Here is a 23,310-nt window from a genome sequence, read left to right on the forward strand (position 1 = left end):
TTGACGATTGGCCCGCAGTCGACCATAAATGCCGCCATGAAAACGTTGCCCGCCATGATCATTATTAGCTGTCGGATCATTATCAGCTAGCACTGTGCTGGCCCGGCCGTTTTCGTCTCAAAATTCAGTAAAGATGTGAAACGCTCCGGTCGCCAGACCAGTGGATGATATGCGTTTGATGTCGAAACCCGAATTTTTGAGCAGACCGCCATGCCGCACCCACTGAGCCTCTACAATACGCTCACCCGCACGAAGGAAGTCTTCGTGCCGATCGATCCGATAAACGTGCGCGTGTATGCCTGCGGCCCGACCGTCTACGACTATGCGCATATCGGCAATGCCCGACCGGTGATCGTCTTCGACGTTCTGTTCCGGTTGCTGCGTCACATCTATGGCGAAGACCACGTCACCTATGTGCGCAACATCACCGACGTTGACGACAAGATCAATGCGCGCGCTGCACGGGATTTTCCTGACCTTCCACTTAATGAGGCGATCCGCAGGGTAACCGAAACGACGAACCGCCAGTTTCAGGCCGACGTCGCCGCACTCGGCAATCTGCAGCCCTCGTCGCAGCCGCGGGCAACGGAATATATCGCCGAAATGGTGGCCATGATCGACCGTCTCGTCGAACTTGGCGTTGCCTATGTCGCCGACGGCCATGTCCTGTTTTCACCCTCGGCCATGAACGCCGCCAAGGGGCCGCGTTACGGTATGCTGGCCCGCCGTTCTGCTGACGACATGCTCGCTGGGGCGCGCGTCGACGTTGCGTCCTACAAGCGCGACGAGATGGATTTTGTTCTATGGAAGCCTTCGAAGGAAGGTGAGCCCGGCTGGCCTTCGCCTGCTGGCATCGCCGGTTTTGGCCGCCCCGGCTGGCACATAGAATGCTCCGCCATGTCGATGGCCAAGTTGCTCGAGCCATTCGGCGGCGGGCTGCAATGCGACGATCCGCAGAAGAATGTCTTCGACATTCATGCCGGTGGCATCGACCTCGTTTTTCCGCATCATGAGAACGAGATTGCACAATCCTGCTGCGCTCTCGGCACGGACCGCATGGCCAATGTGTGGATGCACAATGGCTTCCTGCAGGTCGAGGGCCAGAAGATGGCAAAGAGCCTCGGTAACTTCGTCACCATCAACGAACTGCTCGAAACTGAGACATTCGGCGGACGCAAGTGGCCGGGCGACGTTTTGCGCCTTGCCATGCTCATGACCAATTATCGCGAGCCGATCGATTTCAGCGTCAGCCGACTCGAGGAGGCGGAAAACATTCTTGCCAAGGCGCGCGAATTTGTGGGCGATGCCGAATTCGGCACGATCCCGGAGGAGGCGATCGCCCTCTTGTCTGACGATCTTGCAACACCAAGCCTGATCAACTGGCTGTCTTCCGCCAGGCGCTCGCGCTCTGTCGATCCTGCCGATTACCGGGCGACATTCGCGCTGCTCGGCTTCGATTTGAAGGCCGAGACGGTCTCTTCCGAGCTTGCGGGCGAGATCGAGGCCAAGGTCGCCGACCGGCTGGCCTTGCTTGCCACCAAGAGCTTTGCTGAGGCTGACCGCATTCGCGCCGAACTTCTGGAGCAAGGCATTCAGCTCAAGGACGGCAAGGACCCGCAAACGGGCGAGCGGGTCACCACTTGGGAGGTGAAGCGGTGATGGACAACACCCCTCCCCGCTGCTGCGCAGCCACCCTCCCCACAAGGGGGAGGGAAAGGGCGTCCAAATTTGCTGAGCTCTGCCGCTTTGAACGAGAGGCGGCAACGGTTCTTTCCCTCCCCCTTGTGGGGAGGGTGGCTGCGCAGCAGCCGGGAGGGTCATTCATGCCCCATAGCAACATCGAGCCCAAAACACGTACTCGCGCCAAAGCCCTTCGCCGGCAACTGACAAATGCCGAGTATCGTATATGGAACCTGCTCCGTAGTTTTCGTCGTCGTGGCGCGCGGTTTCGCCGCGAGACGCCGGTTGGTCCATACATTGCCGATTTTGCTTGGTTGTCGGCGCGGATTATCGTCGAAGTTGACGGTGACTCGCATGCCTCCGACGCTGGAATGAAACACGACGAGCGGCGGGATTTGTTCCTAAGCGGCCAAGGTTTCCGCATCATGCGCTTCGATAACAATGACGTAATTTTCGCGGAAGAAGCTATCGACGTCGAACTTGTGGAAGCGCTAACGCCGTTCCTTTTACCGGAGTCCCGCCCATGAGCCTCGACAACAAACCGATTTATACCGGGGGGTGTCAGTGCGGCGCGATCCGCTTTCGCGTCGAGGGCAAGGTAGACGATACGTCCATCTGTCATTGCCGGATGTGCCAGAAGGCGTTCGGCAATTTTTCGGCGCCGCTTGCATCCGTGCGGGACACCCATTTCCAATGGACGCGCGGTGAACCCAAGCGCTATCAATCGTCCAATCACGTCAAGCGCGGCTTCTGTGCCGAATGCGGAACGCCGCTTACCTATGAAGCGCCCGACAGTATAGCGCTGGCGATCGGGGCTTTCGATCATCCGGAGGAACTCGCGCCGGTCGTGCAATGGGGTCTCGAAGGCAAGTTGCCCTATGTCGATGACCTTGGCTCTCTCCCTGGCTACACCTCGGAAGGCGATCCGGAATCGGCGGAATTCCTAAAAACAATGATATCCTATCAGCACCCCGACCATGACACTGACCAGTGGCCGCCGGCGGGGCATGGGGAAGCGAGCAAGTGACCAAGGAACGCATCTACCTCTTCGACACGACATTGCGCGACGGCCAGCAGACGCCGGGCATCGATTTTTCCGTCGAAGACAAGAAGGTCATCGCCACCCTGCTCGATGATTTCGGCTTCGACTATGTCGAGGGCGGCTATCCTGGCGCCAACCCGACCGACACGGCATTCTTCAGCGAAAAGCGCACCAAGCGCGCAAAGTTCGCGGCTTTTGGCATGACAAAACGGGCAGGGGTCTCCGCCTCCAACGATCCGGGCGTCACGGCGCTCGTTCGGTCCGCCGCCGATACCGTCTGCTTCGTCGGCAAGAGCTGGGACTATCACGTCCGGGTGGCGCTGGGCTGCACGAACGAGGAAAACCTTGCGAGCATCGACGCGTCCGTTAAAGCAGCGATCGCAGCCGGCAAGGAAGCGATCGTCGACTGCGAGCATTTTTTTGATGGGTACAAGGCCAATCCCGCCTATGCGCTCGCCTGTGCGCAGACGGCATATGAAGCCGGTGCGCGCTGGGTCGTGCTCTGCGATACCAATGGCGGCACGCAACCGGCTGAAGTGGCGACAATCGTGCGCGAGGTAACGAAGTCGATCCCCGGCGATCACCTCGGCATTCACGCGCACAACGACACGGAGCAGGCGGTCGCCAACTCGCTGGCGGCGATCGACGCCGGCGTGCGCCATGTGCAAGGCACGCTCAACGGTATCGGCGAGCGCTGCGGCAATGCCAATCTCGTCACGATCATCCCCACGCTGATGCTGAAGCCCGCCTGGTCGGATCGCTTCGAGACCGGCATAAGCGTGGAAAAGCTGCAGGGACTTTCGCGCCTGTCGCGCAGCTTTGATGAATTGCTCAACCGGGCGCCCAATCCGCAAGGCGCCTTTGTCGGAACCTCCGCCTTTGCGACCAAGGCCGGGATTCACGCTTCGGCGCTGATCAAGGAGCCGGCGACTTACGAACACGTTCCGCCCGAGACAGTCGGTAACCGCCGCAAGGTGATGGTCTCTGACCAGGGTGGTAAATCCAACTTCATCAACGAATTGGAGCGGCGCGGGATCACCGTGGCAAAGTCCGATCCGCGGCTCGATACGCTGATTGCACTCGTCAAGGAACACGAGGCGGAAGGCTATGCCTATGAGGGCGCCGACGCCAGTTTCGAGCTTCTCGCGCGGCGAACGCTCGGGACCATCCCCGAGTTCTTCACCGTCGAATCCTTCCGCTGCATGGTCGAACGCCGCTTCGATGCCAATGGCAATATCAAGACGGTTTCCGAGGCTGTGGTGAAGGTCGAGATCGACGGCGAGGCCCGCATGTCGGTGGCGGAGGGCCATGGTCCTGTCAATGCGCTCGACCTTGCGCTGCGCAAGGATATGGGCCGCTATCAGAATGAGATCGACGATCTGGTGCTGGCCGACTTCAAGGTTCGTATCCTCAATGGCGGCACGGAAGCCATCACGCGAGTTCTGATCGAGTCGACGGATTCGAGCAATGCGCGCTGGTGGACGGTGGGTGTTTCCGACAACATCATCGACGCTTCCTTCCAGGCGCTGATGGATTCCATCGTCTATAAACTGATGAAAAATCGCGATCTGGCCGGCAAAATCGCGGCAGAATAGCCGAAATCGCCCATATTTTGCGCGAAATGCCGCAAAAAACATCAACTGGCTTGATGTATTGATCAGCCGAATTCAATGGACGTGCTGGGAAGCGAGGACTAGGACTTCCCACACCATGACCGAGCAAATCACCACCAATCGCGCCGTGACCGCGGGCCTTGTCACAACAGAAGTTCCCGGCGGCATGTCCGACGGGAAAAAAGGCTTCATCTTTGCGCTCGCGGCCTATCTTCTCTGGGGTATCCTTCCGTTCTACCTGAAGACGGTCGCTCATATGCCGGCGCTCGAAGTCGTGGCGCATCGTATCATCTGGTCGGTGCCCATCGCCGGGCTTCTGCTCTGGTGGCTCGGCTTGTTCGGCGATCTCAAGGTCGCGCTGACGACACCCCGCATGCTTTTGATGGCAATGCTGACGGCCTCCCTCATCACCCTCAATTGGGGGACGTATGTGTGGGCAATCGGCAGTGGTCACGCTATCGACACTGCGCTCGGTTACTACATCAACCCTCTGGTGAATGTCGTTCTTGGAGGCATTTTCCTTGGCGAAAGGCTGTCGAAGCCGCAGGCGGTTGCGGTCGCCCTCGCTGCCTGTGCCGTGATCCTTCTGACAATCTATTTCGGTGGTTTGCCGTGGATCTCGCTCGTCCTTGCCTTCAGCTTTGGTTTCTACGGGTTCTTCCGCAAGACGCTCCCGATCGGACCGACACAAGGCTTCATGCTTGAGGTCCTGCTTCTGTCGGTTCCGTCGCTCGCCTTCATCGCCTGGACGGTTTCGCAGGGCACCAGCCATTTCTTCAACGGCAGCGCCCACGATGTCGGCCTGCTGCTGTTCGCCGGTCCTGCAACAGCGGTTCCCCTGATTCTCTACGCATTTGGCGCAAAGCTCCTGCGCTACACGACGATCGGCCTGATGCAGTATATTGCACCGACGATCGTTTTCCTGAGCGCGATCTTCGTATTTGGCGAACCATTCTCGCATATCCAGTTCATCGCTTTCGCTTTGATCTGGGCGGCCCTCGCCATCTATACCTGGTCCATGCTGCACGAAGCCCGCAAGGTGAGAGCGGCTTAGGTCGCGCTCGCCTAGCTCCTCGTCCCGCCGATCCTGCGCACCACGAGATAGACGATTGCTGAGATCGCAAGCGCGATGAAGGCGATGATCCAGAAACCATGCCCGCTTTCGGCGAGCGGAAGTCCGCCCGTATTCATCCCGAAGAGCCCGCTGATAACTGTGCTTGGCAAAAGCACAGCCGTCATCACCGACAGAACGTAGAGAAACTGGTTCGACTGGTCGGTGAGCTTCGCCATGAGTTCGTCCTGCAACAGCCGTGCACGTTGCTGCAGCTGGTCGCCCTCGGCATGGAGCGTCTCGGCCCGTCGCGAGAGAGCCTCGATGAGGTCGTCCAACTCTTCCGGGAGTGCTCTGCGGTCGGCGTGGTCGATATGGCGAAACAGGCTGATCGCGGCCGTCAAATAGCGGTGAAAGACCACGATTTGCCGGCGAACCGGTACGAGCCGCGCGCGTTCTCCCTGCCAATTCTCGCCGACAATATGGTCTTCGATCGAGTCGAGCGTTTCCGAAAGCTTGGCAATCTCCGCCTTGAGTAGCTCAAGAAATCGTCGGAAGACTGCATTGAACAGGGTGAGAGGCGATGTCAGCCGGATCTTCCCGCGGCCGATCGCCTGGCGCACATCGTCGACGGACTGGAGCGGGTGGCGCCGCGCACTGATGAACAGCCGCTCATTGAAAGCAAAGCGGAAGTAGCCGAGCTCGCGCGGATCACCGTAATGCTCATGCTGAAGATCCGGCAACTCGCCATAGAGCCACCCATCGTCATAGTTGATCTGGCATTGGTCGCCGGAGGCAAGCAACACCTCGCGCACGGTCTCGGGCAGGGTGTTGTCCGCCTCCAGACTGCGCCGCGCTCTCGCATCGGCGAGAGCATAGCTTTTCCATGTCCATATGGCAGGATTAGAAGCGTTGGGATGTTGGATAAGCGCGCCATCGTCACCGAAGGCGTGGCTTATGACAAAGTCATCGCTTGTGAGTTGTCTGCTATTGGGATCCAAGGCTTTCGTGTCCACCTATCGATCCCTTTCGTTTCTACATCCGTTCGATGATCGACTCATCGCCTTGCCGGTCGCCTCGCGCAGCGGCGTTGAGCACCGCGGGCACGATGTCTACGGGGTTTTCTACCACAAGCGGATTGACCAAATGTGACGTATGCACGAACCCTTCGGCCTTCATATGGTCGATCAGCGCCAGCATCGGATTCCAGAAGCCGTTGATATTTGCGAAGACCATTGGCTTGCGGTGACGTCCGAGCTGTGCCCAGGTCATGATCTCGACGATTTCCTCGACCGTCCCAATGCCGCCCGGCAGTGTGACAAAGGCGTCCGAGCGCTCGAACATCTTGTGCTTGCGCTCGTGCATGTCTTCGGTGACAATCAATTCAGAAAGCTGGCCAAGCGCGTGTTCGGTGGCTTCCTTGTTCATCAGGAACTTGGGAATGATGCCGGTTACCCGACCGCCTGCGGACATGACGCCGTCCGCGACCGCGCCCATGATGCCCTTGGTGCCACCGCCATAGACAAGCTCAAGCCCGTGTTCGGCAATCGACTTGCCAAGCAGCTTGCCGCTTTGCTTGTAGATCGGATCACGGCCCGGTGAGGAACCGCAATAGACACAAATGGATCGAATCTTGCTCATGCGACGAGTGGTGCCTCCTGCACTGCCAAAGGTCAAGGCGGTAGTAATGCGACAAAAGTTTCCTACCCCAGATTTGTTCTTGATAAGTCTAAAGACTAGGCCTGAATCTAAAGGGTTTTCTTGTAGCTTAGCCGAAAAGGCGCTAGACCAAATAGAGAACAATAGGAATGGGGAATGATGTTCGAGAATAAAATTGCGGTCTTGGGGCTCGGTACCGTCGTTGCCGCTGGGCTCGTCGCCGCTGTCGTGGCGCTTCTGCCGGGTGAGCCGACTTCAGACAAATCCGTAGCGCTTGCGACCAGTCCTGCAAAGACGCAGCAGCCAGCTCCCGCGCCGACACCGGCACCGCAACAACAGGGCAAGACCGAGAGCGCGAACCTTCCTGCGGCCAATGCCCCCGCGGTCCAACCCGAGCCAACTGCGCCGCAAGGCGAAGCGACGATTACCTCGAGCGGCCCAACCTTTGACGTTCTGCGCGTCGAACCTTCGGGATCGATCGTTGTCGCGGGCAAGTCGGCGAAGAATGCCACTGTCGATCTTTTGTCGGGGTCGAAGATCATTGGCACCGGTAAGGCCACCGATACCGGCGACTTTGTCATTGCACTCGACACGCCGCTGAAACCCGGTGACTATCAGTTGGTGCTGCGTTCGACGTTGCCTGATGGGAGCGCACTGACATCGCTTGAAACCGCCATCGTTTCCATCCCAGAAACCAAGTCCGGGCAGGTTCTGGCTCTTGTTGAACAATCAGGCCAGCCGAGCCGCATGATCACGACGCCGCAGGCGACCGCCCCCGCCCCGGAGGCACCCGCCGAGGCTCAGACCGCGACCGCAGCCGCACCAACGGGGAACAAGCCGGTCGTAGCACCGGCCGAGAAGGCCCTTGTTGCCGTCGAGGCGGTTGAGATCGAGGGCAACAAGGTCTTCATTGCGGGCACAGCGGAGGCGGGGTCCACAGTGAAGCTTTATGCCAATGACGATCCGCTCGGAACGACAAAGACCGCGCCGAATGGCCGGTTCCTCCTGCAGACCGTGCAAGAACTGGCCGTGGGCGATTACATTATCCGCGCCGAAATGATGGGCCGGGATGGCATCACGATTATCGCGCGGGCGGCGGTTCCGTTCAAGCGCGAGGCGGGTGAACGTGTTGCCGCCGTTGCCGATGCAACGATGCCCGGCGAAACCGGAGACAGCTCTACAGGAGCTGTTCCGCAGGGCACGGATTCCACTGCGCAGGAAGCACCTCTGAAGAATGTTGATGGATCGGTCATTATTCGCCGCGGTGACAATCTCTGGCGAATTTCTCGCCGCACCTATGGGGCGGGGATGCGCTATACGACGATTTATCTCGCCAACAAGGAACAGATCCGCAACCCGAACAAGATCTTTCCTGGACAGGTCTTCACTCTGCCGGAGCAGGATAAATCGACGATTGAATGACAATGATTGTGTTATTCCGGCGTCGCGGCCGGAATAACTTTTTGTATTTCGGCTTGCTTTGGAAAATCATATCGTCTATCGCCGATGGACGATGAAATGCGCTAACCAGTTTGAACGATCCCTGTTGGACGCCGAAACAGCTCGAGTCCTTGCCGCACTTGCTCACCCAGCACGCTTGCGTATCGTGCGGCAACTTGCCTGTCTCGAACAATCCTGTTGCAAGGATATCGTTGCGCAGCTCGATCTCGCCCAATCGACCGTTTCTCAACATCTGAAGATTCTCGTTAAAGCCGGGCTCGTCCGTTATCAGCCATCGGGCCAGAACTCGCATTACAGCATCAATCCGGATGCATTCGTCACGTTTGCTGCGTTCGTCAGCGACATGGCAATCCTTTGCTGTCCTCAAGATAGAACGGGTCGGGACCAAGCCTCGCCGCACCCAGCCGTCCACAAGGATTAAAAGTGGCCAACAAGACCGTTTCCGCCGACTCTGGAAAGACGCTCCAGACAATCCGCAATCTCTGGCCCTATATGTGGCCCATGGAGCGACCAGATCTGCGCATGCGGGTTGTATGGGCATCAGTCTACCTCGTCATTTCCAAAGTCGTCCTGATCCTTGTTCCGTACTTTTTCAAATGGGCGACCAACGCGCTCAACGGCAAGTTCGAGCCGTCCGATCTCGTGCCGGCGTTGCTCGTTGGTCCTCTCATGCTGGTTGCCGCCTATAATTTGGCGCGCATCGTCCAGGCAGGCCTCAATCAGTTGCGCGATGCGCTTTTCGCCAGCGTCGGCCAATATGCCGTGCGAAAACTCGCTTATAAGACCTTCGTCCATATGCATGATTTGTCGTTGCGCTTTCACGTCGAACGGCGCACCGGCGGCCTTTCGCGCATCATCGAGCGCGGTACCAAGGGCATCGAAACGATCGTCCGGTTCACAATTCTGAATACGGCGCCCACGATTCTCGAATTCCTCATGACGGCGGTCATCTTCGCCGTGAGCTATGGTTTTTCCTATGTCGCCGTGGTCGTCGTTACCGTCTGGCTTTATACCTGGTTCACTGTCAGGGCGAGCGATTGGCGCATCGGCATACGCCGCGATATGAACGCGTCCGATACGGATGCCAATTCCAAGGCCATCGACTCGCTGCTCAATTTCGAGACCGTCAAGTATTTCGGCAACGAAGCCATGGAGGCCAAGCGTTTCGACTCGGCGATGGCGCGCTACGAAGTATCGGCAACCCGTATCTGGACTTCGCTCGGCTGGCTCAACTTCGGTCAGGCGGTGATCTTCGGCGTCGGCATGGCCGTCATGATGATCATGTCGGGCAGGGAGGTGCTGGCCGGCACCCAGACGCTCGGCGACTTTGTATTCATCAACGCCATGCTGATGCAGCTGTCGATCCCGCTCAATTTCATCGGCTTCATCTATCGCGAGGTGCGCCAGGGTCTGACCGACATCGAGCAGATGTTCGATCTCCTGGACGTGGAACAGGAGGTCCAGGACAAGCCGGACGCCAGACCGCTCGATGTAGCGCGCGGATCCGTGCGCTTCGACAATGTACACTTTGCCTATGATCCGAAGCGCCCAATCCTGAAGGGCGTCAGTTTCGAAGTGCCGGCGGGCAGGACGATCGCGATCGTGGGTCCGTCCGGCGCCGGGAAATCGACACTGTCGCGGCTGCTTTTCCGCTTTTACGATATTCAGGGCGGCTCGATCAGCATCGACGGGCAGGATATCCGCGACGTCACGCAGGAGAGCCTGCGGTCCGCGATCGGCATGGTGCCGCAGGACACGGTCCTCTTCAACGACACCATCGCTTACAATATCCGCTATGGGCGGATGGATGCGAGCGACCAGGAAATGCGCAACGCGGCAGAGCTCGCGCAAATCGGTCCATTTATCCAGACCTTGCCGGACGGCTACGACTCGATGGTAGGCGAGCGCGGTTTGAAACTTTCCGGCGGCGAAAAGCAGCGTGTCGCCATTGCCAGGACGATCCTGAAGGCGCCGCCGATCCTCATTCTCGATGAGGCGACTTCGGCGCTCGACAGTGCGACCGAACATGAAATCCAGTCAGCGCTCGATCTCGTCAGCCGCAATCGCACAACGCTTGTCATTGCACACCGTCTTTCGACGGTCATCGGCGCCGATGAAATCATCGTTCTCAAGGATGGAGTCATTGCCGAGCGCGGCACGCATCTGACGCTGCTGGCACGCAATGGGCTTTATGCTTCCATGTGGAATCGCCAGCGCGAAGCCACCGAGGCCGAGGAGCGGCTGCGCCGAGTGCGGGAGGAAGACGATCTTGGTGTCGTCCTTCGCGGCGAGCCGGCGGCATAGGCGTTTCGATTAAGCTGCGATCGTAGGGTTTGCCCCAGCCATCAATCTCCGATAAGTAACGCGCGAAACGCATTGGCGAGACTTGCGTTTCGTAAAGTGCCGGCCAAAGCAGGAAACAACGAATGAGCCTTGTCGATTCCATCCGCAATACATTGGTGCCGATTCATCGGGAGGGCTATCCGTTCATCGCCGGTTTTGCCGGCGCGACCATCATTCTTGGCTATTTCTGGGAGCCGCTTTTCTGGATCGGCTTCGTCCTGACTGCCTGGTGCATCTATTTCTACCGCGACCCGCAACGCGTGACACCTATCGACGACAAGCTGGTGATAAGCTCCGCGGATGGGATCGTATCGTCGGTGGGGCCCGCTGTTCCGCCGCGCGAACTCGGCCTTGGCGCCAGCGAGATGACGCGCATTTCCGTGTTCATGAATGTTTTCTCCTGCCACATAAACCGGGCACCAGTGCGCGGACGGATCAAGACCATTGTTCACAAGCCCGGCAAGTTTCTCAACGCCGAGCTCGACAAGGCGAGCGCCGAAAACGAGCGCAACAGCCTTTTGATCGAAAGCCCCAATGGCGAGGTGGCCGTGGTCCAAATCGCCGGCCTCGTCGCCCGCCGCATCGTGTGCTGGGCCGACGAAAACAACGCGCTTTCGATCGGTGAACGCTTCGGCCTTATCCGATTCGGCTCGCGTGTGGATGTTTATTTACCCCAAGGCTTCACACCCCGTGTTGCCATCGGGCAGATCGCGGTCGGCGGTGAGACTGTGATCGCGGAATTTGGCGGTGCTGCAAGTGCCCCTCTGGTGCGGATCAGCTGAGGTGGCGGCATGAACGAATCTGAATCCGACCCGCTGTTCGATGAAAAACCTCGGGCAAACGAGCTTCGGGGCAGACGCATTCCGCTGCGCTATCTGGTTCCCAATGTCATTACCGTCCTCGCCATCTGCGCGGGGCTCACCGGGATCAGGCTTGCTTTCGAAAACCGCTTCGAACTTGCTGTCGCCATGGTGCTCCTGGCGGCGTTTCTTGACGGCATCGACGGGCGCATTGCCCGCATGATGAAGGGATCAAGCAATTTCGGCGCGCAGATGGATTCGCTCGCCGACATTGTCAATTTTGGGGTCGCTCCGGCGCTGGTCCTCTACGCCTACATGCTGGACCAGGCTCGCTCCTTCGGCTGGATAGCCGCGCTGCTCTATTGCATCGCGTGCTGCCTGCGCCTGGCGCGCTTCAATGTCATGCTCGACGCTGTCGGGCAGCCCATCTGGCAAAAGAACTTTTTTACCGGCGTGCCCGCGCCCGCAGGCGCGTTATTGGTGATGCTGCCGGTCTATCTGGGTTTTCTCGGCCTTGCTCCTACACGGGCACTCGCATTCGGTGCCGCCGCCTACACGGTCATGGTTGCAAGTCTGATGATCAGCCGCCTTCCGGTCTATAGCGGGAAGGCCGCGGGTACGAAGCTTCGCTCCGACTGGGTCATGCCGATCTTCTTGTTCATAGTTGTCTATGTGGCATTTCTGATGAGCTATACGTGGGAGACGCTGACGCTGACGACGATTGCCTTCTTCATCAGCCTGCCTTTCAGCACACGCGCATGGAAGCGCTTTGAGGCGGCGGACGCACTCAACGCCGCTGCTGTCGAAAAGGAAGGGTCCGAAGCAGCATCTTGATCCAAGGACCGCTAATCGGCCTTGGCGTCGATCAGCTGCTTGCGGATTGGATACGCCTCGTCGTTTAACTCGGATCGTTGTAGCTCAGGAGCTTGCCCTCGCGCACGTCATAGAGCTTGCCGGTATCGTCGATAGCCGGATCGAGCAGAAGCGCTATCTTCGCGGCGACCTCGCCAGGCGTCGGCAACGTCTCAGGATCCTCACCGGGCATCGCCTGGGTGCGCATGGCAGTACGCGTAGGGCCAGGATTGACCGAGTTGATGCGAAGGCGCGTCTGGCGCGTCTCCTCGGCCCAGCTGCGCGCCATCACTTCGACTGCGGCCTTGGAGGCCGCATAAGGACCCCAATAGGCCCGTGCCGAATGGGCGACGCCCGACGACAGGAATATTGCGCGGCCGGCATCGGAAAGCTTTAGCAAGGGATCGGTGGTACGGATCAGGCGCCAGACACTCGATACGTTGATCGACATCAGCTTGTCGAAGACCTTGGCTTCAACATGACCGATAGGCGAGATCGTGCCGAGAACACTGGCATTCGCCACCATGATGTCGAGCTTGCCCCAGCGTTCATAGATTGAGCCGCCGAGCCGGTCGATGGCCGGCATGTCGGCGAGGTCGAGCGGTACCAGTGTCGCCGTACCCCCGGCCGTCTTGATCTCGTCATCGAGATCTTCGAGTCCACCGACCGTCCGGGCGACAGCGATGACATGGGCGCCACGGGCCGCAAGATCCTTGGCGAGAAAATAGCCAATACCCCGGGATGCGCCGGTGACAAGCGCAAGCTTGCCGTCCAGCCGAAAACTGCCGTCAGAAATCATTGTGTCGTGAACTCAACCGTTATTTGCGAGGAGCGAGAGCTTGTGAACATTGCTCGGCCCGGTCTTGTCAAGAAGCCGGGTCGGATAGTCGCCTGTGAAGTAGTGATCCGTAAACAGCGGCGCACGCGGATCGCGCGTCTGTCCACTGACGGCCTTGTAGAGACCATCGATCGACAGGAACGCGAGTGAATCCGCGCCGATGTAACGGCACATCGCCTCAAGGTCTGCGTACTGATTGGCGAGAAGCTTGTCGGCATCAGGCGTGTCGATGCCGTAGAAATCCGGGTGAAAGATCATCGGGCTCGCAACGCGGATATGGACTTCGCGTGCACCTGCATCGCGAATCATCTGCACGATCTTTACCGATGTCGTACCGCGCACGATCGAGTCGTCGATGAGAACGACGCGTTTGCCCTCGATCACGGCACGATTGGCCGAATGCTTGAGCTTCACGCCGAAGGCGCGGATCGACTGGGTCGGCTCGATAAAGGTGCGTCCGACATAATGGTTGCGGATGATGCCGAGCTCGAAGGGTATGCCGCTTGCCTGGGCAAAGCCGATCGCCGCAGGGGTGCCGCCATCCGGGACCGGCACGACGACGTCGGCCTCGAGCGGAGCTTCCTTGGCCAGGTTGATACCCATGTTCTTGCGCGCAGTGTAGACGTTGCGACCACCGACAATGGAATCGGGCCGGGCGAAATACACATATTCGAACAGGCAGAGCCGTTCCTGCTTGGGATTTTGCGGCTTGAAGACATCGATGCTGATGGAGCCGTCCGGCTGAATCTCGCACACCACCACTTCGCCATTTTCAACGTCGCGAATGAATTTCGCGCCAATGATGTCGAGCGCACAGGTTTCGGATGCGAAGATCGGCTTGCCATCGAGTTCGCCCATCACCAGCGGGCGAATGCCGATCGGATCACGTGCGGCGATGAGCTTGGTGCGGGTGAGGGCAAGCATTGCATAGCCGCCTTCCATCTGGCGGATCGCATCGATGAAGCGGTCGCTAGAGGACGCATGGCGGGAACGCGCGATAAGGTGGAGCACGACTTCCGTGTCGGAATTGGACTGGCAGATCGCGCCATCGGCAATCAGCTGGCGGCGCAATGTCAGGCCGTTGGTGAAATTGCCGTTGTGGGCGATGGCTATGCCGCCGACTTCGAGTTCGGCCAGAAGCGGCTGCACGTTGCGCAGGACCGTATCACCGGTCGTCGAGTAGCGTACATGGCCGATTGCCCTGTCGCCCGGGAGCTGGGCAAGCGTGGCCGGGTTGGTGTAATGGTCGCCGACGAGGCCCATACGCCGCTCGGAACAGAACTGGCGGCCATCATAGGAAACGATACCGGCGGCTTCCTGCCCGCGGTGCTGCAGCGCATGCAACCCGAGCGCAGTCAGCGTGGCCGCGTCGGGGTGCCCCAAAATGCCAAACACACCGCACTCTTCATGCAGTGTGTCGTCATCGAGGGACATCAATTGGGTATCGTCACGAGAAATGTCGGTCATCACCGCCAGCCTTTCGCCGCAGATTCAATTGTGCCTAGTCTGTATTATGCCATAGGAGGCAATCGACTAACAGGGTTGGGTCCAAGCCCAAGTGTCAATCGAAGCCCCTATATGGTGCATAAGCACCAAGACTCCAAGTCACTGGTTTGTCGCACCACCTTCCGGTGGGATATCTTCCTTCGGTTCAGGTGCCGTCGTTGCGTCAGGCGATGCTTCCGGAGCAGCAGGCGTGCCGGGCTTCAACCGCTTCAGGATGGTTGATTCGGGGTCCTCTGGCAGGAGGCCGATGAGCTTCGCCCCGAGTTGGTCGATCATTGGCTTCGACTTGGCCTGGCCGACCCAGGCCGGCTGGTTTTCCGGAACGAGCCAATTGAAGAACAGCATCGCAACGACGACGAGAAGAATGCCGCGCGCCGCGCCAAACAGAAAGCCGAGCGTGCGATCAAGCGCACCGATACGGCTGTCGATGATGAAATCGGCAATCTTCATGGTGATGATCGACACCACAATCAGTGTCACGATAAAGACGAGGCCGGCCGCCGCGATCTGCGCGATGGTCTCATTGCTGATATAGGGGGTAAGGAAGGGAACGACGGGCTTATAGAAAAGATACGCGGCTGCCGCCGCCGCTGCCCAGGAAACGACCGAGAGCACTTCGCGCGAGAAGCCGCGCACCATGGCGAGGACCGCCGAAACGAGGGTGATGCCCAGTAGAATTCCGTCAAGCAACGTAATCGGCATTTATTTTCATCCCCATGTCACCCGACCGATGGCCCCCATCTGGTCAGTCTTCGCGTTGTCTTTTTCCCGGTCCCGAGGCCGCGATTCGGGCCACAAGGTCCGGCAGCGACGCCGTTTCGGTCAGACGAGCATTGCCGTTCTTTGCGACGTCATTGCTTCCCTTGGGAAGAACTGCCTGCTTGAACCCAAGCTTATCTGCTTCTTTCAATCTCTGTACAGCATGTGCAACCGGACGCACGGCGCCCGATAGGCTGACTTCGCCGAAATAGACGCAATCCGCCGGAAGGGCAATACCGGCAATGGAGGAAACCAGCGCGGAGGCGACCGCAAGATCGGCGGCCGGCTCGGCAATCCGATACCCGCCGGCCACATTGAGATAGACGTCATGCTGGCCGAAGCGAACCCCGCAGTGGGCTTCGAGGACGGCGAGAATCATCGACAGGCGATTGCCGTCCCAGCCAACGACGGCGCGCCGCGGCGTGCCAAGGGTCGATGGAGCGACCAGGGCCTGTATTTCAACAAGGATGGGGCGGGTGCCTTCCATGCCTGCAAACACTGCCGCGCCCGGCGATTTCTCGTTGCGCTCGCCAAGGAAAAGTTCGGAGGGATTAGCTACCTCGCGCAAGCCGCGATCCGACATTTCGAAAACGCCGATTTCATCGGTCGGACCAAAGCGGTTCTTCACGGTGCGCAGGATACGGTAGTGATGACCGCCTTCCCCTTCGAAATAGAGCACAGCGTCGACCATGTGCTCGACGACGCGGGGCCCGGCAATCTGGCCCTCCTTTGTGACGTGGCCGACGAGCACGACCGCGGCGCCGGTCTGTTTCGCGTAGCGGATCATGGCCTGCGCCCCGGCGCGCACCTGAGTGACCGTACCCGGCGCCGAATCGGCGGCATCGGTCCACAGCGTCTGGATCGAATCGATGATGATGAGGTCCGGGCGCTTCGCATCGGCGATCGTTGCCAGGATGTCTTCGACATTGGTCTCGGCCGCAAGCTGCACGTCGGTGTCAGCGGCGTCGAGCCGTTGGGCGCGCAGCCTGATCTGCGCAACCGCCTCTTCGCCCGACACATAGACGACCCGGTTGCCACGCCGTGCCAGCGCTGCCGCGGCCTGGGTCAACAGGGTGGATTTGCCGATTCCGGGGTCGCCGCCAACAAGAATGGCGGAACCGCGCACGAAGCCGCCGCCGGTGACGCGGTCGAGCTCTCCGATGCCTGAGCGGATGCGTGGCGCATCCTCGATTTCCCCGGAGAGACTGGTCAAAGCGACAGCGCGGCCTTTGCGCGCCGACAGGCGCCCGGGACCACTTCCGATCCCACCGGACGTTCCCTCTTCGACGAGCGTGTTCCACTCGCCGCACTCGTCGCACTTTCCCGCCCAGCGCGAATGCACAGCGCCACAGTTCTGGCAAATGAATTGGACCCGGGGCTTCGCCATCAAGCGTGCTTTCCGGAATAGAGATAGCGCCGGTGAAAGCGGTTGCCGAGGCTGGTCAACAACTCGTAGCCAATGGTACCGGCGGCTCGCGCCGCGTCGTCCAGCGCAATGTTGGGACCGATCAATTCGATGAAGTCGCCGGGCTTGACGGCGTTCTCGGGAAGATCCGTTACATCGAACGAGGTGAGATCCATGGTGACACGGCCTATCACCGGCACTTTTTGGCCGGCAAGGAAGCCTTCGCCGCCCTTGTGGACGACGCTGCGCAGCGGCACGCCGCTTCCGGATGCTGAGCGCAGATAGCCGTCGGCATAGCCGGCCGAGCAGATTGCGATCCTCGTGTCGCGCTCAAGCGTTGTCGTTGCGCCATAGCCGACGGTTTCGCCTTTACGGCCGTTGCGGATCTGCACGACGCGTGCCTCGAGCGTGACGACGGGCCGCATCGGGTTAGCCACGCCGGAGAGCGGCTCGCCGCCATACATGGCAACGCCGGGACGGCTCAGATCAAAGCCGGCATGCAAGGTATGGAAGACGCCCGGCGAGTTGGCGATACTTGATTCGATGCCTTTGAAAGCCGTCAGAAGCTTTTGAAATGATTCAAATTGCTTTCGGGTCAAAGCATGCGCCGCATCGTCGGCGGTCGCAAGATGGGTGATGAGAAGTACCGGCATGGCCGCCTCCGGATCGGACGCGAAGGCGAGCGCCTGCTCCGGGCTGAGCCCGAGCCTGTTCATGCCGGTATCAACGTTCAGAGCAAATGGCAGCGGATCGGCGCGGCCGGAATTCGCGCGCTTCCAAAGATCGATTTCATAGGTCGATCCAAGCACTGGAATGAGGTCCGATTGTTCGTAGAACGGAAATGCGCCCTCGAAAAATCCATTGAGGACAAAGACCCGCGCATCGGGTGCAACGGCTTTGACGCGCAGTCCTTCCTGGGCGAGCGCAGCGAAGAAGGTGCGGCAGCCGGCCTGCCAGAGCGCCGGCACGACATGGATGATACCGAGCCCATAGGCATCCGCCTTGACCACCGCTGCGGTCTGGGCGGGTTTCGACTTTTCGGCGAGCAGCCGCCAGTTGGCGGCGAGGGCATCGAGATCGACGGTCAAACGCCCACCAGCCAGCCGCGGGTCGGCGCCGGTGGTGGTTACATTAGTCTTACTGTTCAAATCATCACTCGAATCGTTCGGGAAGATGCGAGTCTTCGGCAAGGTCGGTGAAGCGGGTGAATTCCGCTTGGAACGCCATCCTTACGGTTCCTGTCGGACCGTGGCGCTGCTTGGCGATGATGACCTCCGCCTTGCCTGCAGCTTCGTTCAAATCGGCCTGCCACTTGAAATGCTCTTCCGTACCTGCCTTCGGCTCCTTGTTCTTGATATAGTACTCATCGCGATAAACGAAAAGGACGACGTCGGCGTCCTGCTCGATCGAGCCGGATTCGCGCAGGTCCGACAACTGCGGGTGCTTGTCTTCCCGGCTTTCCACTTGGCGGGACAGCTGTGAGAGGGCGATGATCGGCGTGTTCAACTCCTTGCCGAGCGCTTTCAGGCCAGTCGTGATCTCGGTGATTTCCTGAACGCGGTTTTCCGAGGCGCGCTTGGACGAGCCCTGCATCAGCTGAATATAGTCGATGACGAGGACATCGAGGCCGCGCTGCCGCTTCAGGCGCCGCGCTCGCGCCGCAAGCTGGGCGATGGATATGCCACCGGTCTGGTCGATGTAAAGCGGTACGCGCTGCATATGCTGCGAGCAGGCGACGAGCTTTTCGAAATCGGCCTCGCTGATTTCGCCGCGGCGAATTTTCGAGGAGCTGATCTCCGATTGCTCAGAGATAATACGCGTTGCCAGCTGTTCGGACGACATTTCGAGCGAGAAGAAACCGACGACGCCGCCATTCTTGGCCTTGAAGCTGCCGTCCGCCTGCTGTTCGGGTTCATAGGCAGCGGCAATGTTGAAGGCGATATTGGTCGCGAGCGAGGTCTTGCCCATGCCGGGACGTCCGGCAAGGACGATAAGATCGGAGGGCTGCAGGCCGCCCATGCGCGCATCAAGGGCGCGAATGCCCGTCGAGATTCCGGAGAGATGGCCGTCACGCATGAAGGCGGCATTGGCCATGTCGACAGCGGTTTTCACCGCGTCGGTGAACGTCTGGAATCCGCCGTCGTAGCGGCCGGTTTCCGCAAGCTCGAAAAGCCGCCGCTCCGCGTCTTCGATCTGCCCTTGCGGCGCCACATCGACGGGCGCGTCATAGGCAATGTTGACCATGTCCTCGCCGATGGTGATCAGCGCGCGGCGTGTCGCGAGATCATAGATGGCGCGACCGTAATCCTCCGCGTTGATGACGGTAACGGCCTCGGCGGCAAGGCGGGCAAGATATTGCATTACGGTCATTTCGCCGACCTTCTCGTCGGCGGGCAGAAATGTCTTCAGCGTGACGGGATTCGCCATCTTGCCCATGCGAATCATGTCGGATGATATCTCGAAAATCCTGCGGTGCAGGGGCTCGCAGAAATGCGTCGGCTTCAGGAAGTCGGAAACGCGATAGAAGGCATCATTGTTGACAAGAATGGCACCGAGAAGCGCCTGTTCCGCTTCTATATTATTTGGAGCCTCCCTGTAGAACGCATCGCGCGCCTCATTGATCTTGCGTACCGTTGCTTCAGCCATTTCGCCTTTTCCTGTTATCCCTTCACTATGGCCACCGGCTATTTGACGGCGCAATGCGCGGTCGAAACATACATTTCAATCCACAACAAAAGCACACTCGGATTGTTTGAAGCTTGACTCAGAGAGGCAGATTCGGGGCCCGATTCGCCTTGCCGAATCTACACCCGGCACAGCAAATTTAGCAAAGCAATACTCTCCGTCGTCCCCGGGCTTGACCCGAGGATCCACCGAAAAGGCCGCCGTCTGACCCCTCAACAAAAGGCGCAGGAAAATGAATCCTCGGGTCAAGCCCCAGGATGATGGCAACGGATCTGGATGGACGGAAAGTACTGCGGAGGTGGAGGAGGGGCAGCTTACCGCCTCGCCACCGACTCCTTCGTGCTCACCTGGCTGTTGGCGGAGCTGCGCTCGCATTCGAGCCGCTTCAGCCGCTTCTCCGCCTCGCCAATGTAGTCGCGCGTCAATGGCACGGCCTCCTGCCGGTGCGCCAGTTGGATCTGGAACACCACGAGGTTCTGCCAGCGGAAAGCCGCTTCCGAGGCGGCGAGATAGAATTCCCACATCCGGCAGAAGCGCTCGTCGTAAATGGCCTTGGCTTGTTCACGGTTGGCCATGAAACGTTCCCGCCAGATGCGCAGCGTATCGGCGTAGTGGAGGCGGAGTATCTCGATATCGGTGATGACCAGACCGGCTTTCTCGATATGGGGAATGACTTCCGACAGCGCCGGAATATAGCCGCCCGGGAAGATGTACTTCTGGATGAACGCATTCGTATAGGAGGGACCGTCGGAACGACCGATGGAATGCAGAAGGAACACGCCATCCTTCTTCAGCAGCCGCGCCGTATGCTGGAAATACTCGGCGAAATGGCCAACGCCGACATGCTCGAACATGCCCACTGAGACTATTCGGTCGAAACCGTCCTCGAGCGTCCGATAGTCGCGCAGGTCGAAGCGCGCTCTTGTTGAAAGCCCCTCGTCAAAGGAGCGCTTGCTGGCAACGCCATGCTGTTCCTGAGACAACGTTACGCCGGTAACGTCGGCTTCGAGGAATTTGGCAAGGTAAAGACCAAGGCCGCCCCAGCCGCAACCGATGTCGAGAACCTTGTGGCCCTTTCCGGCAAGAAGTTTTGCAGCAATATGCCGTTTTTTGGCCAGTTGCGCCTCTTCGAGGGTCGCGTCGGGCCGTTCGAAATAAGCGCATGAATACTGCATGTCGCCATCGAGGAAGAGACGGTAGAGGTCCTCCGACAAGTCGTAATGCCTCTGCACATTGTTCGATGCTCGGGTAAGCGTATTCATCTGGTGCAACCTGCGGGTCGCGCGGCGAATGCCTTCGATTGCCAGCATCCAGGGTTCCCGGGCGACAGTCGCCCCGGTGTTCTCGAAGATGATCTTGAGGACGTCGTAGATATTCCCATCAAGTACGTCGATTTCGCCGTTCATATATGCTTCGGCAAAGTGCAGCGACGGATCGAAAGCGATTTTCCGTTCAGCAGCGGCGCTGTTGATGCGGAAGGTCATCGGTTCGCCCGTTCCATCGCCAAACGTCCGGGATTTGCCCGAGGCGTCCATTATTATCAATGTACCTGTGTGGATCAGCCGCGATAGTGCAGCCTTTAGAATGGCATTCATGAACAATCTCCATCATTGACGATAGAGCTCGGCCATCAGAGCAAAGGATGTCCAAAAGGTATCAATTCTTGGGCGGGAACCCACGATGCCGTCTAGATTCGGAACAATTCCTGCGGGATCAGGCTTGGTCCGAAGTAATATCGGCCTTGCCTGACCCTTCGACCGTATCCCGAATTTCCTCCGGCGGATTGGTGCCATTTGGATATCCTTTGCTCTAGAAGACTCAACCTTGAGTCTAGGTCGGGCATGGGTAGGACAAGTAAATCTACTCAATTTTTTCATTCTGAAAAGCAAAAAAACACCCGGCATCGCTGCAGGGTGTTTTGCTCAACTGGAATGAAGCAGTCACCAAATGGTAACTGAAGTAAGATCAGGCGTTTTCTTCGCCTTCTTCGTCCTCTTCGAAGAATTCATCCGAAAGCGGAGCTTCTTCAATTCCGTAGATCGCCTGTGCGGAGGTAAGGTCTTCACCCTTTACCTGACGCGTGGCTTCGTCGGCTGTACGAGCGATGTTGATCGTAACCGATGCCTCAACCTCAGGATGCAGGGCAAGAATGACATTGTGCAGGCCGATCGTCTTGATCGGGGTGTTGAGCTCAACCTGATTACGGTTAAGCGAAAAGCCCTCGGCCGTGATCAGGTCAGCAATGTCACGCGTCGATACCGAACCGTAAAGCTGGCCGGTCTCGCCAGCGGAGCGGATGGCGACGAAGGTCTTGCCGTCGAGCTTGTCGGCAATGGCCTGAGCTTCAGATTTGCGCTCGAGGTTGCGGGCTTCGAGCTGGGCGCGCTGGCCTTCGAACTTCTTCTTGTTGGCTTCGTTGGCGCGCAGGGCCTTGCCCTGGGGCAGAAGGAAGTTGCGGGCAAAGCCGTCTTTTACCTTTACGGTGTCGCCCATCTGGCCGAGGCGGCTGATACGTTCGAGAAGAATGACTTCCATTTTTGAGTTTCCTTTCAGTTCAATTGTCGTTGTTGGGTGTTGTATTTGCAGCCTTCGAGACCGGAGCACTGCGCGATGTGTCAAACAGTCCGGCGAGAAGGAAGAGGAATAGTACGAAGACAAAGAGCATGACGGCGAAGTAGGCGAACCATAGCGCCACCGGACGCCAGGGCGCGCCGCGCGTCCGTGCATGCATCATGGCAAAACCCGCCATGATGAAGCAGGCGCCGAGGGCGCCGGCAAAAGCTGTTGCGGCATAGCCGATGCCGCCCGGAAGGAAGCAAGCGGCACAAGCGATTGCGAAGACCGCGAGGGCAGGACGCGGCATGCGCAATGCGCGCGGCCAGTCATCTTTCGGGCGCCGCAGTTTGCCCGATGCCGCCGTGAGGCGCAGCGCGAGGTAGAGATTGGCGACGATGATCATGACCCATACGGCCGGCTGCATCGCCGGCAGAACGCGCACGATGAACAGCGCCATATCCTGAACCGCGTCAGCGTTGGCGGCGAGTTCGGGATTGCTGGCTGCAAGTTGCTGTCCGAGCGACTTCGCGAGCTGCATTGCAAAATCATCACCGAAGCCGATCAAAACGCCGATGGCGACGAAGGTGGCGCCAACGATCAGCGCAAGCCGCAACAGCATGTCGGCGATCGGATACCAGACATAGGCATTCTTCGGCCCGCCAATCTCCTCCGCAGGACGGGCGAGGCCGATAAAATAGGCGGCGGCCGCGGCGGGTAGGGCGGTGATCAGCACGACGACGAGGGCAGCAGTGGGGGCGGCGAGCACGGAAACGGCAACCGCCATCGAGAGGGCGCCAATGAAGCCCGCGCCGGTACCCCAGCCAAGGGCGGCAACGAATATAGGAAGGGGCGAAAATAGCAGCAGCGCCATCGCGAGCGTCGACTGCGTGATAACGCCGACCGAGAGCAGCGCGGCACTCAGCCCCGCCAACACTCCAACGCCAATATCTTTTGCAGTCAGTTTCATCTCGCTCGCTGTCCTGCTTTCTCAGCAGTTAGAGGCGGTCCTTCGACCAAAGCCTCAACTTGGGTTTTCAGAGTCTGCCAGGCCCGCGCCCAT

20 protein-coding genes and 1 pseudogene are annotated in these 23,310 nt (G+C 59.2%); 10 read left to right on the forward strand and 11 right to left on the reverse strand.

Annotated elements, in window-relative coordinates; translation table 11 throughout:
- The first annotated feature begins 210 nt into the window (after positions 1–210).
- The 5 genes from cysS (at position 211) to rarD (ending at position 5,389) form a co-directional block, all read left to right on the forward strand.
- Positions 211–1,659: a cysteine--tRNA ligase gene (gene cysS / locus AAAB35_RS07350; protein ID WP_340667564.1), complete on the forward strand. Its 1,449-nt coding sequence runs from the start codon at positions 211–213 to the stop codon at positions 1,657–1,659.
- 134 nt (positions 1,660–1,793) lie between these two features.
- The gene (locus tag AAAB35_RS07355) at positions 1,794–2,207 is read left to right on the forward strand and encodes a DUF559 domain-containing protein (protein WP_340667565.1); all 414 of its coding nucleotides are present in this window, start codon (positions 1,794–1,796) and stop codon (positions 2,205–2,207) included.
- The gene (locus tag AAAB35_RS07360) at positions 2,204–2,707 is read left to right on the forward strand and encodes a GFA family protein (protein ID WP_340667566.1); all 504 of its coding nucleotides are present in this window, start codon (positions 2,204–2,206) and stop codon (positions 2,705–2,707) included. The genes AAAB35_RS07355 and AAAB35_RS07360 overlap by 4 nt, the downstream gene beginning before the upstream one ends.
- Positions 2,704–4,317 carry a citramalate synthase gene (gene cimA, locus AAAB35_RS07365; protein WP_340667567.1) on the forward strand — a complete coding sequence of 538 codons (1,614 nt, stop codon included), beginning with the start codon at positions 2,704–2,706 and terminating at the stop codon, positions 4,315–4,317. The genes AAAB35_RS07360 and cimA overlap by 4 nt, the downstream gene beginning before the upstream one ends.
- Positions 4,318–4,432: 115 nt before the next feature.
- Positions 4,433–5,389 (forward strand): EamA family transporter RarD, encoded by a 957-nt coding sequence (rarD, locus tag AAAB35_RS07370; protein ID WP_340667568.1) that lies wholly within the window; start codon positions 4,433–4,435, stop codon positions 5,387–5,389.
- A gap of 11 nt (positions 5,390–5,400) precedes the next feature.
- Here the strand turns inward: rarD and AAAB35_RS07375 are convergent, their stop codons facing one another.
- Both AAAB35_RS07375 and AAAB35_RS07380 read right to left on the reverse strand, forming a co-directional pair.
- Positions 5,401–6,402 carry a CorA family divalent cation transporter gene (locus AAAB35_RS07375; protein ID WP_340667569.1) on the reverse strand — a complete coding sequence of 334 codons (1,002 nt, stop codon included), beginning with the start codon at positions 6,400–6,402 and terminating at the stop codon, positions 5,401–5,403.
- Between the two features lie 19 nt (positions 6,403–6,421).
- Entirely contained in the window at positions 6,422–7,027 is a 606-nt protein-coding gene (locus AAAB35_RS07380; RefSeq protein WP_340667570.1) for a TIGR00730 family Rossman fold protein, read from the reverse strand.
- Positions 7,028–7,201: 174 nt separating this feature from the next.
- On the opposite strand from AAAB35_RS07380, the gene AAAB35_RS07385 reads away from it, so the two are divergent.
- From AAAB35_RS07385 to pssA, 5 genes and pseudogenes are all read left to right on the forward strand, one after another.
- Positions 7,202–8,467, forward strand: coding sequence for a LysM peptidoglycan-binding domain-containing protein (locus AAAB35_RS07385; protein ID WP_340667571.1), 1,266 nt, complete (start codon positions 7,202–7,204; stop codon positions 8,465–8,467).
- Positions 8,468–8,591: 124 nt separating this feature from the next.
- On the forward strand, positions 8,592–8,927 hold the full coding sequence (locus tag AAAB35_RS07390) for a metalloregulator ArsR/SmtB family transcription factor (RefSeq protein WP_340667572.1): 336 nt from the start codon (positions 8,592–8,594) through the stop codon (positions 8,925–8,927).
- Positions 8,928–8,998: 71 nt separating this feature from the next.
- Complete coding sequence (locus tag AAAB35_RS07395; protein ID WP_340667611.1) at positions 8,999–10,810, forward strand: ABC transporter ATP-binding protein/permease; 1,812 nt, start codon at positions 8,999–9,001, stop codon at positions 10,808–10,810.
- A gap of 119 nt (positions 10,811–10,929) precedes the next feature.
- Positions 10,930–11,631, forward strand: a pseudogene (locus tag AAAB35_RS07400) (phosphatidylserine decarboxylase); the annotation flags it as partial.
- Between the two features lie 9 nt (positions 11,632–11,640).
- Positions 11,641–12,483 carry a CDP-diacylglycerol--serine O-phosphatidyltransferase gene (gene pssA / locus AAAB35_RS07405; protein ID WP_340667573.1) on the forward strand — a complete coding sequence of 281 codons (843 nt, stop codon included), beginning with the start codon at positions 11,641–11,643 and terminating at the stop codon, positions 12,481–12,483.
- A gap of 64 nt (positions 12,484–12,547) precedes the next feature.
- Here pssA and AAAB35_RS07410 read toward each other — a convergent pair whose 3' ends face one another.
- The 9 genes from AAAB35_RS07410 to AAAB35_RS07450 form a co-directional block, all read right to left on the reverse strand.
- The gene (locus tag AAAB35_RS07410; RefSeq protein WP_340667574.1) at positions 12,548–13,300 is read right to left on the reverse strand and encodes an SDR family NAD(P)-dependent oxidoreductase; all 753 of its coding nucleotides are present in this window, start codon (positions 13,298–13,300) and stop codon (positions 12,548–12,550) included.
- A gap of 12 nt (positions 13,301–13,312) precedes the next feature.
- The gene (purF, locus tag AAAB35_RS07415; protein ID WP_340667612.1) at positions 13,313–14,773 is read right to left on the reverse strand and encodes an amidophosphoribosyltransferase; all 1,461 of its coding nucleotides are present in this window, start codon (positions 14,771–14,773) and stop codon (positions 13,313–13,315) included.
- Between the two features lie 171 nt (positions 14,774–14,944).
- Complete coding sequence (locus AAAB35_RS07420) at positions 14,945–15,547, reverse strand: CvpA family protein (RefSeq protein ID WP_340667575.1); 603 nt, start codon at positions 15,545–15,547, stop codon at positions 14,945–14,947.
- A gap of 43 nt (positions 15,548–15,590) precedes the next feature.
- On the reverse strand, positions 15,591–16,991 hold the full coding sequence (radA, locus tag AAAB35_RS07425; protein ID WP_340667576.1) for a DNA repair protein RadA: 1,401 nt from the start codon (positions 16,989–16,991) through the stop codon (positions 15,591–15,593).
- Positions 16,991–18,157: an alanine racemase gene (gene alr, locus AAAB35_RS07430; protein ID WP_340667577.1), complete on the reverse strand. Its 1,167-nt coding sequence runs from the start codon at positions 18,155–18,157 to the stop codon at positions 16,991–16,993. The genes radA and alr overlap by 1 nt, the downstream gene beginning before the upstream one ends.
- Positions 18,158–18,161: 4 nt before the next feature.
- Positions 18,162–19,655 (reverse strand): replicative DNA helicase, encoded by a 1,494-nt coding sequence (locus tag AAAB35_RS07435; protein ID WP_340667578.1) that lies wholly within the window; start codon positions 19,653–19,655, stop codon positions 18,162–18,164.
- Between the two features lie 353 nt (positions 19,656–20,008).
- Positions 20,009–21,289: a cyclopropane-fatty-acyl-phospholipid synthase family protein gene (locus AAAB35_RS07440; RefSeq protein WP_340667579.1), complete on the reverse strand. Its 1,281-nt coding sequence runs from the start codon at positions 21,287–21,289 to the stop codon at positions 20,009–20,011.
- Positions 21,290–21,659: 370 nt separating this feature from the next.
- The gene (rplI, locus tag AAAB35_RS07445; RefSeq protein ID WP_340667580.1) at positions 21,660–22,229 is read right to left on the reverse strand and encodes a 50S ribosomal protein L9; all 570 of its coding nucleotides are present in this window, start codon (positions 22,227–22,229) and stop codon (positions 21,660–21,662) included.
- Positions 22,230–22,248: 19 nt separating this feature from the next.
- Entirely contained in the window at positions 22,249–23,217 is a 969-nt protein-coding gene (locus AAAB35_RS07450; protein WP_340667581.1) for a DUF2232 domain-containing protein, read from the reverse strand.
- Between the last annotated feature and the right edge of the window lie 93 nt (positions 23,218–23,310).

The organism is Phyllobacterium sp., from assembly GCF_037994425.1.
Taxonomy (GTDB): Bacteria; Pseudomonadota; Alphaproteobacteria; order Rhizobiales; family Rhizobiaceae; genus Phyllobacterium.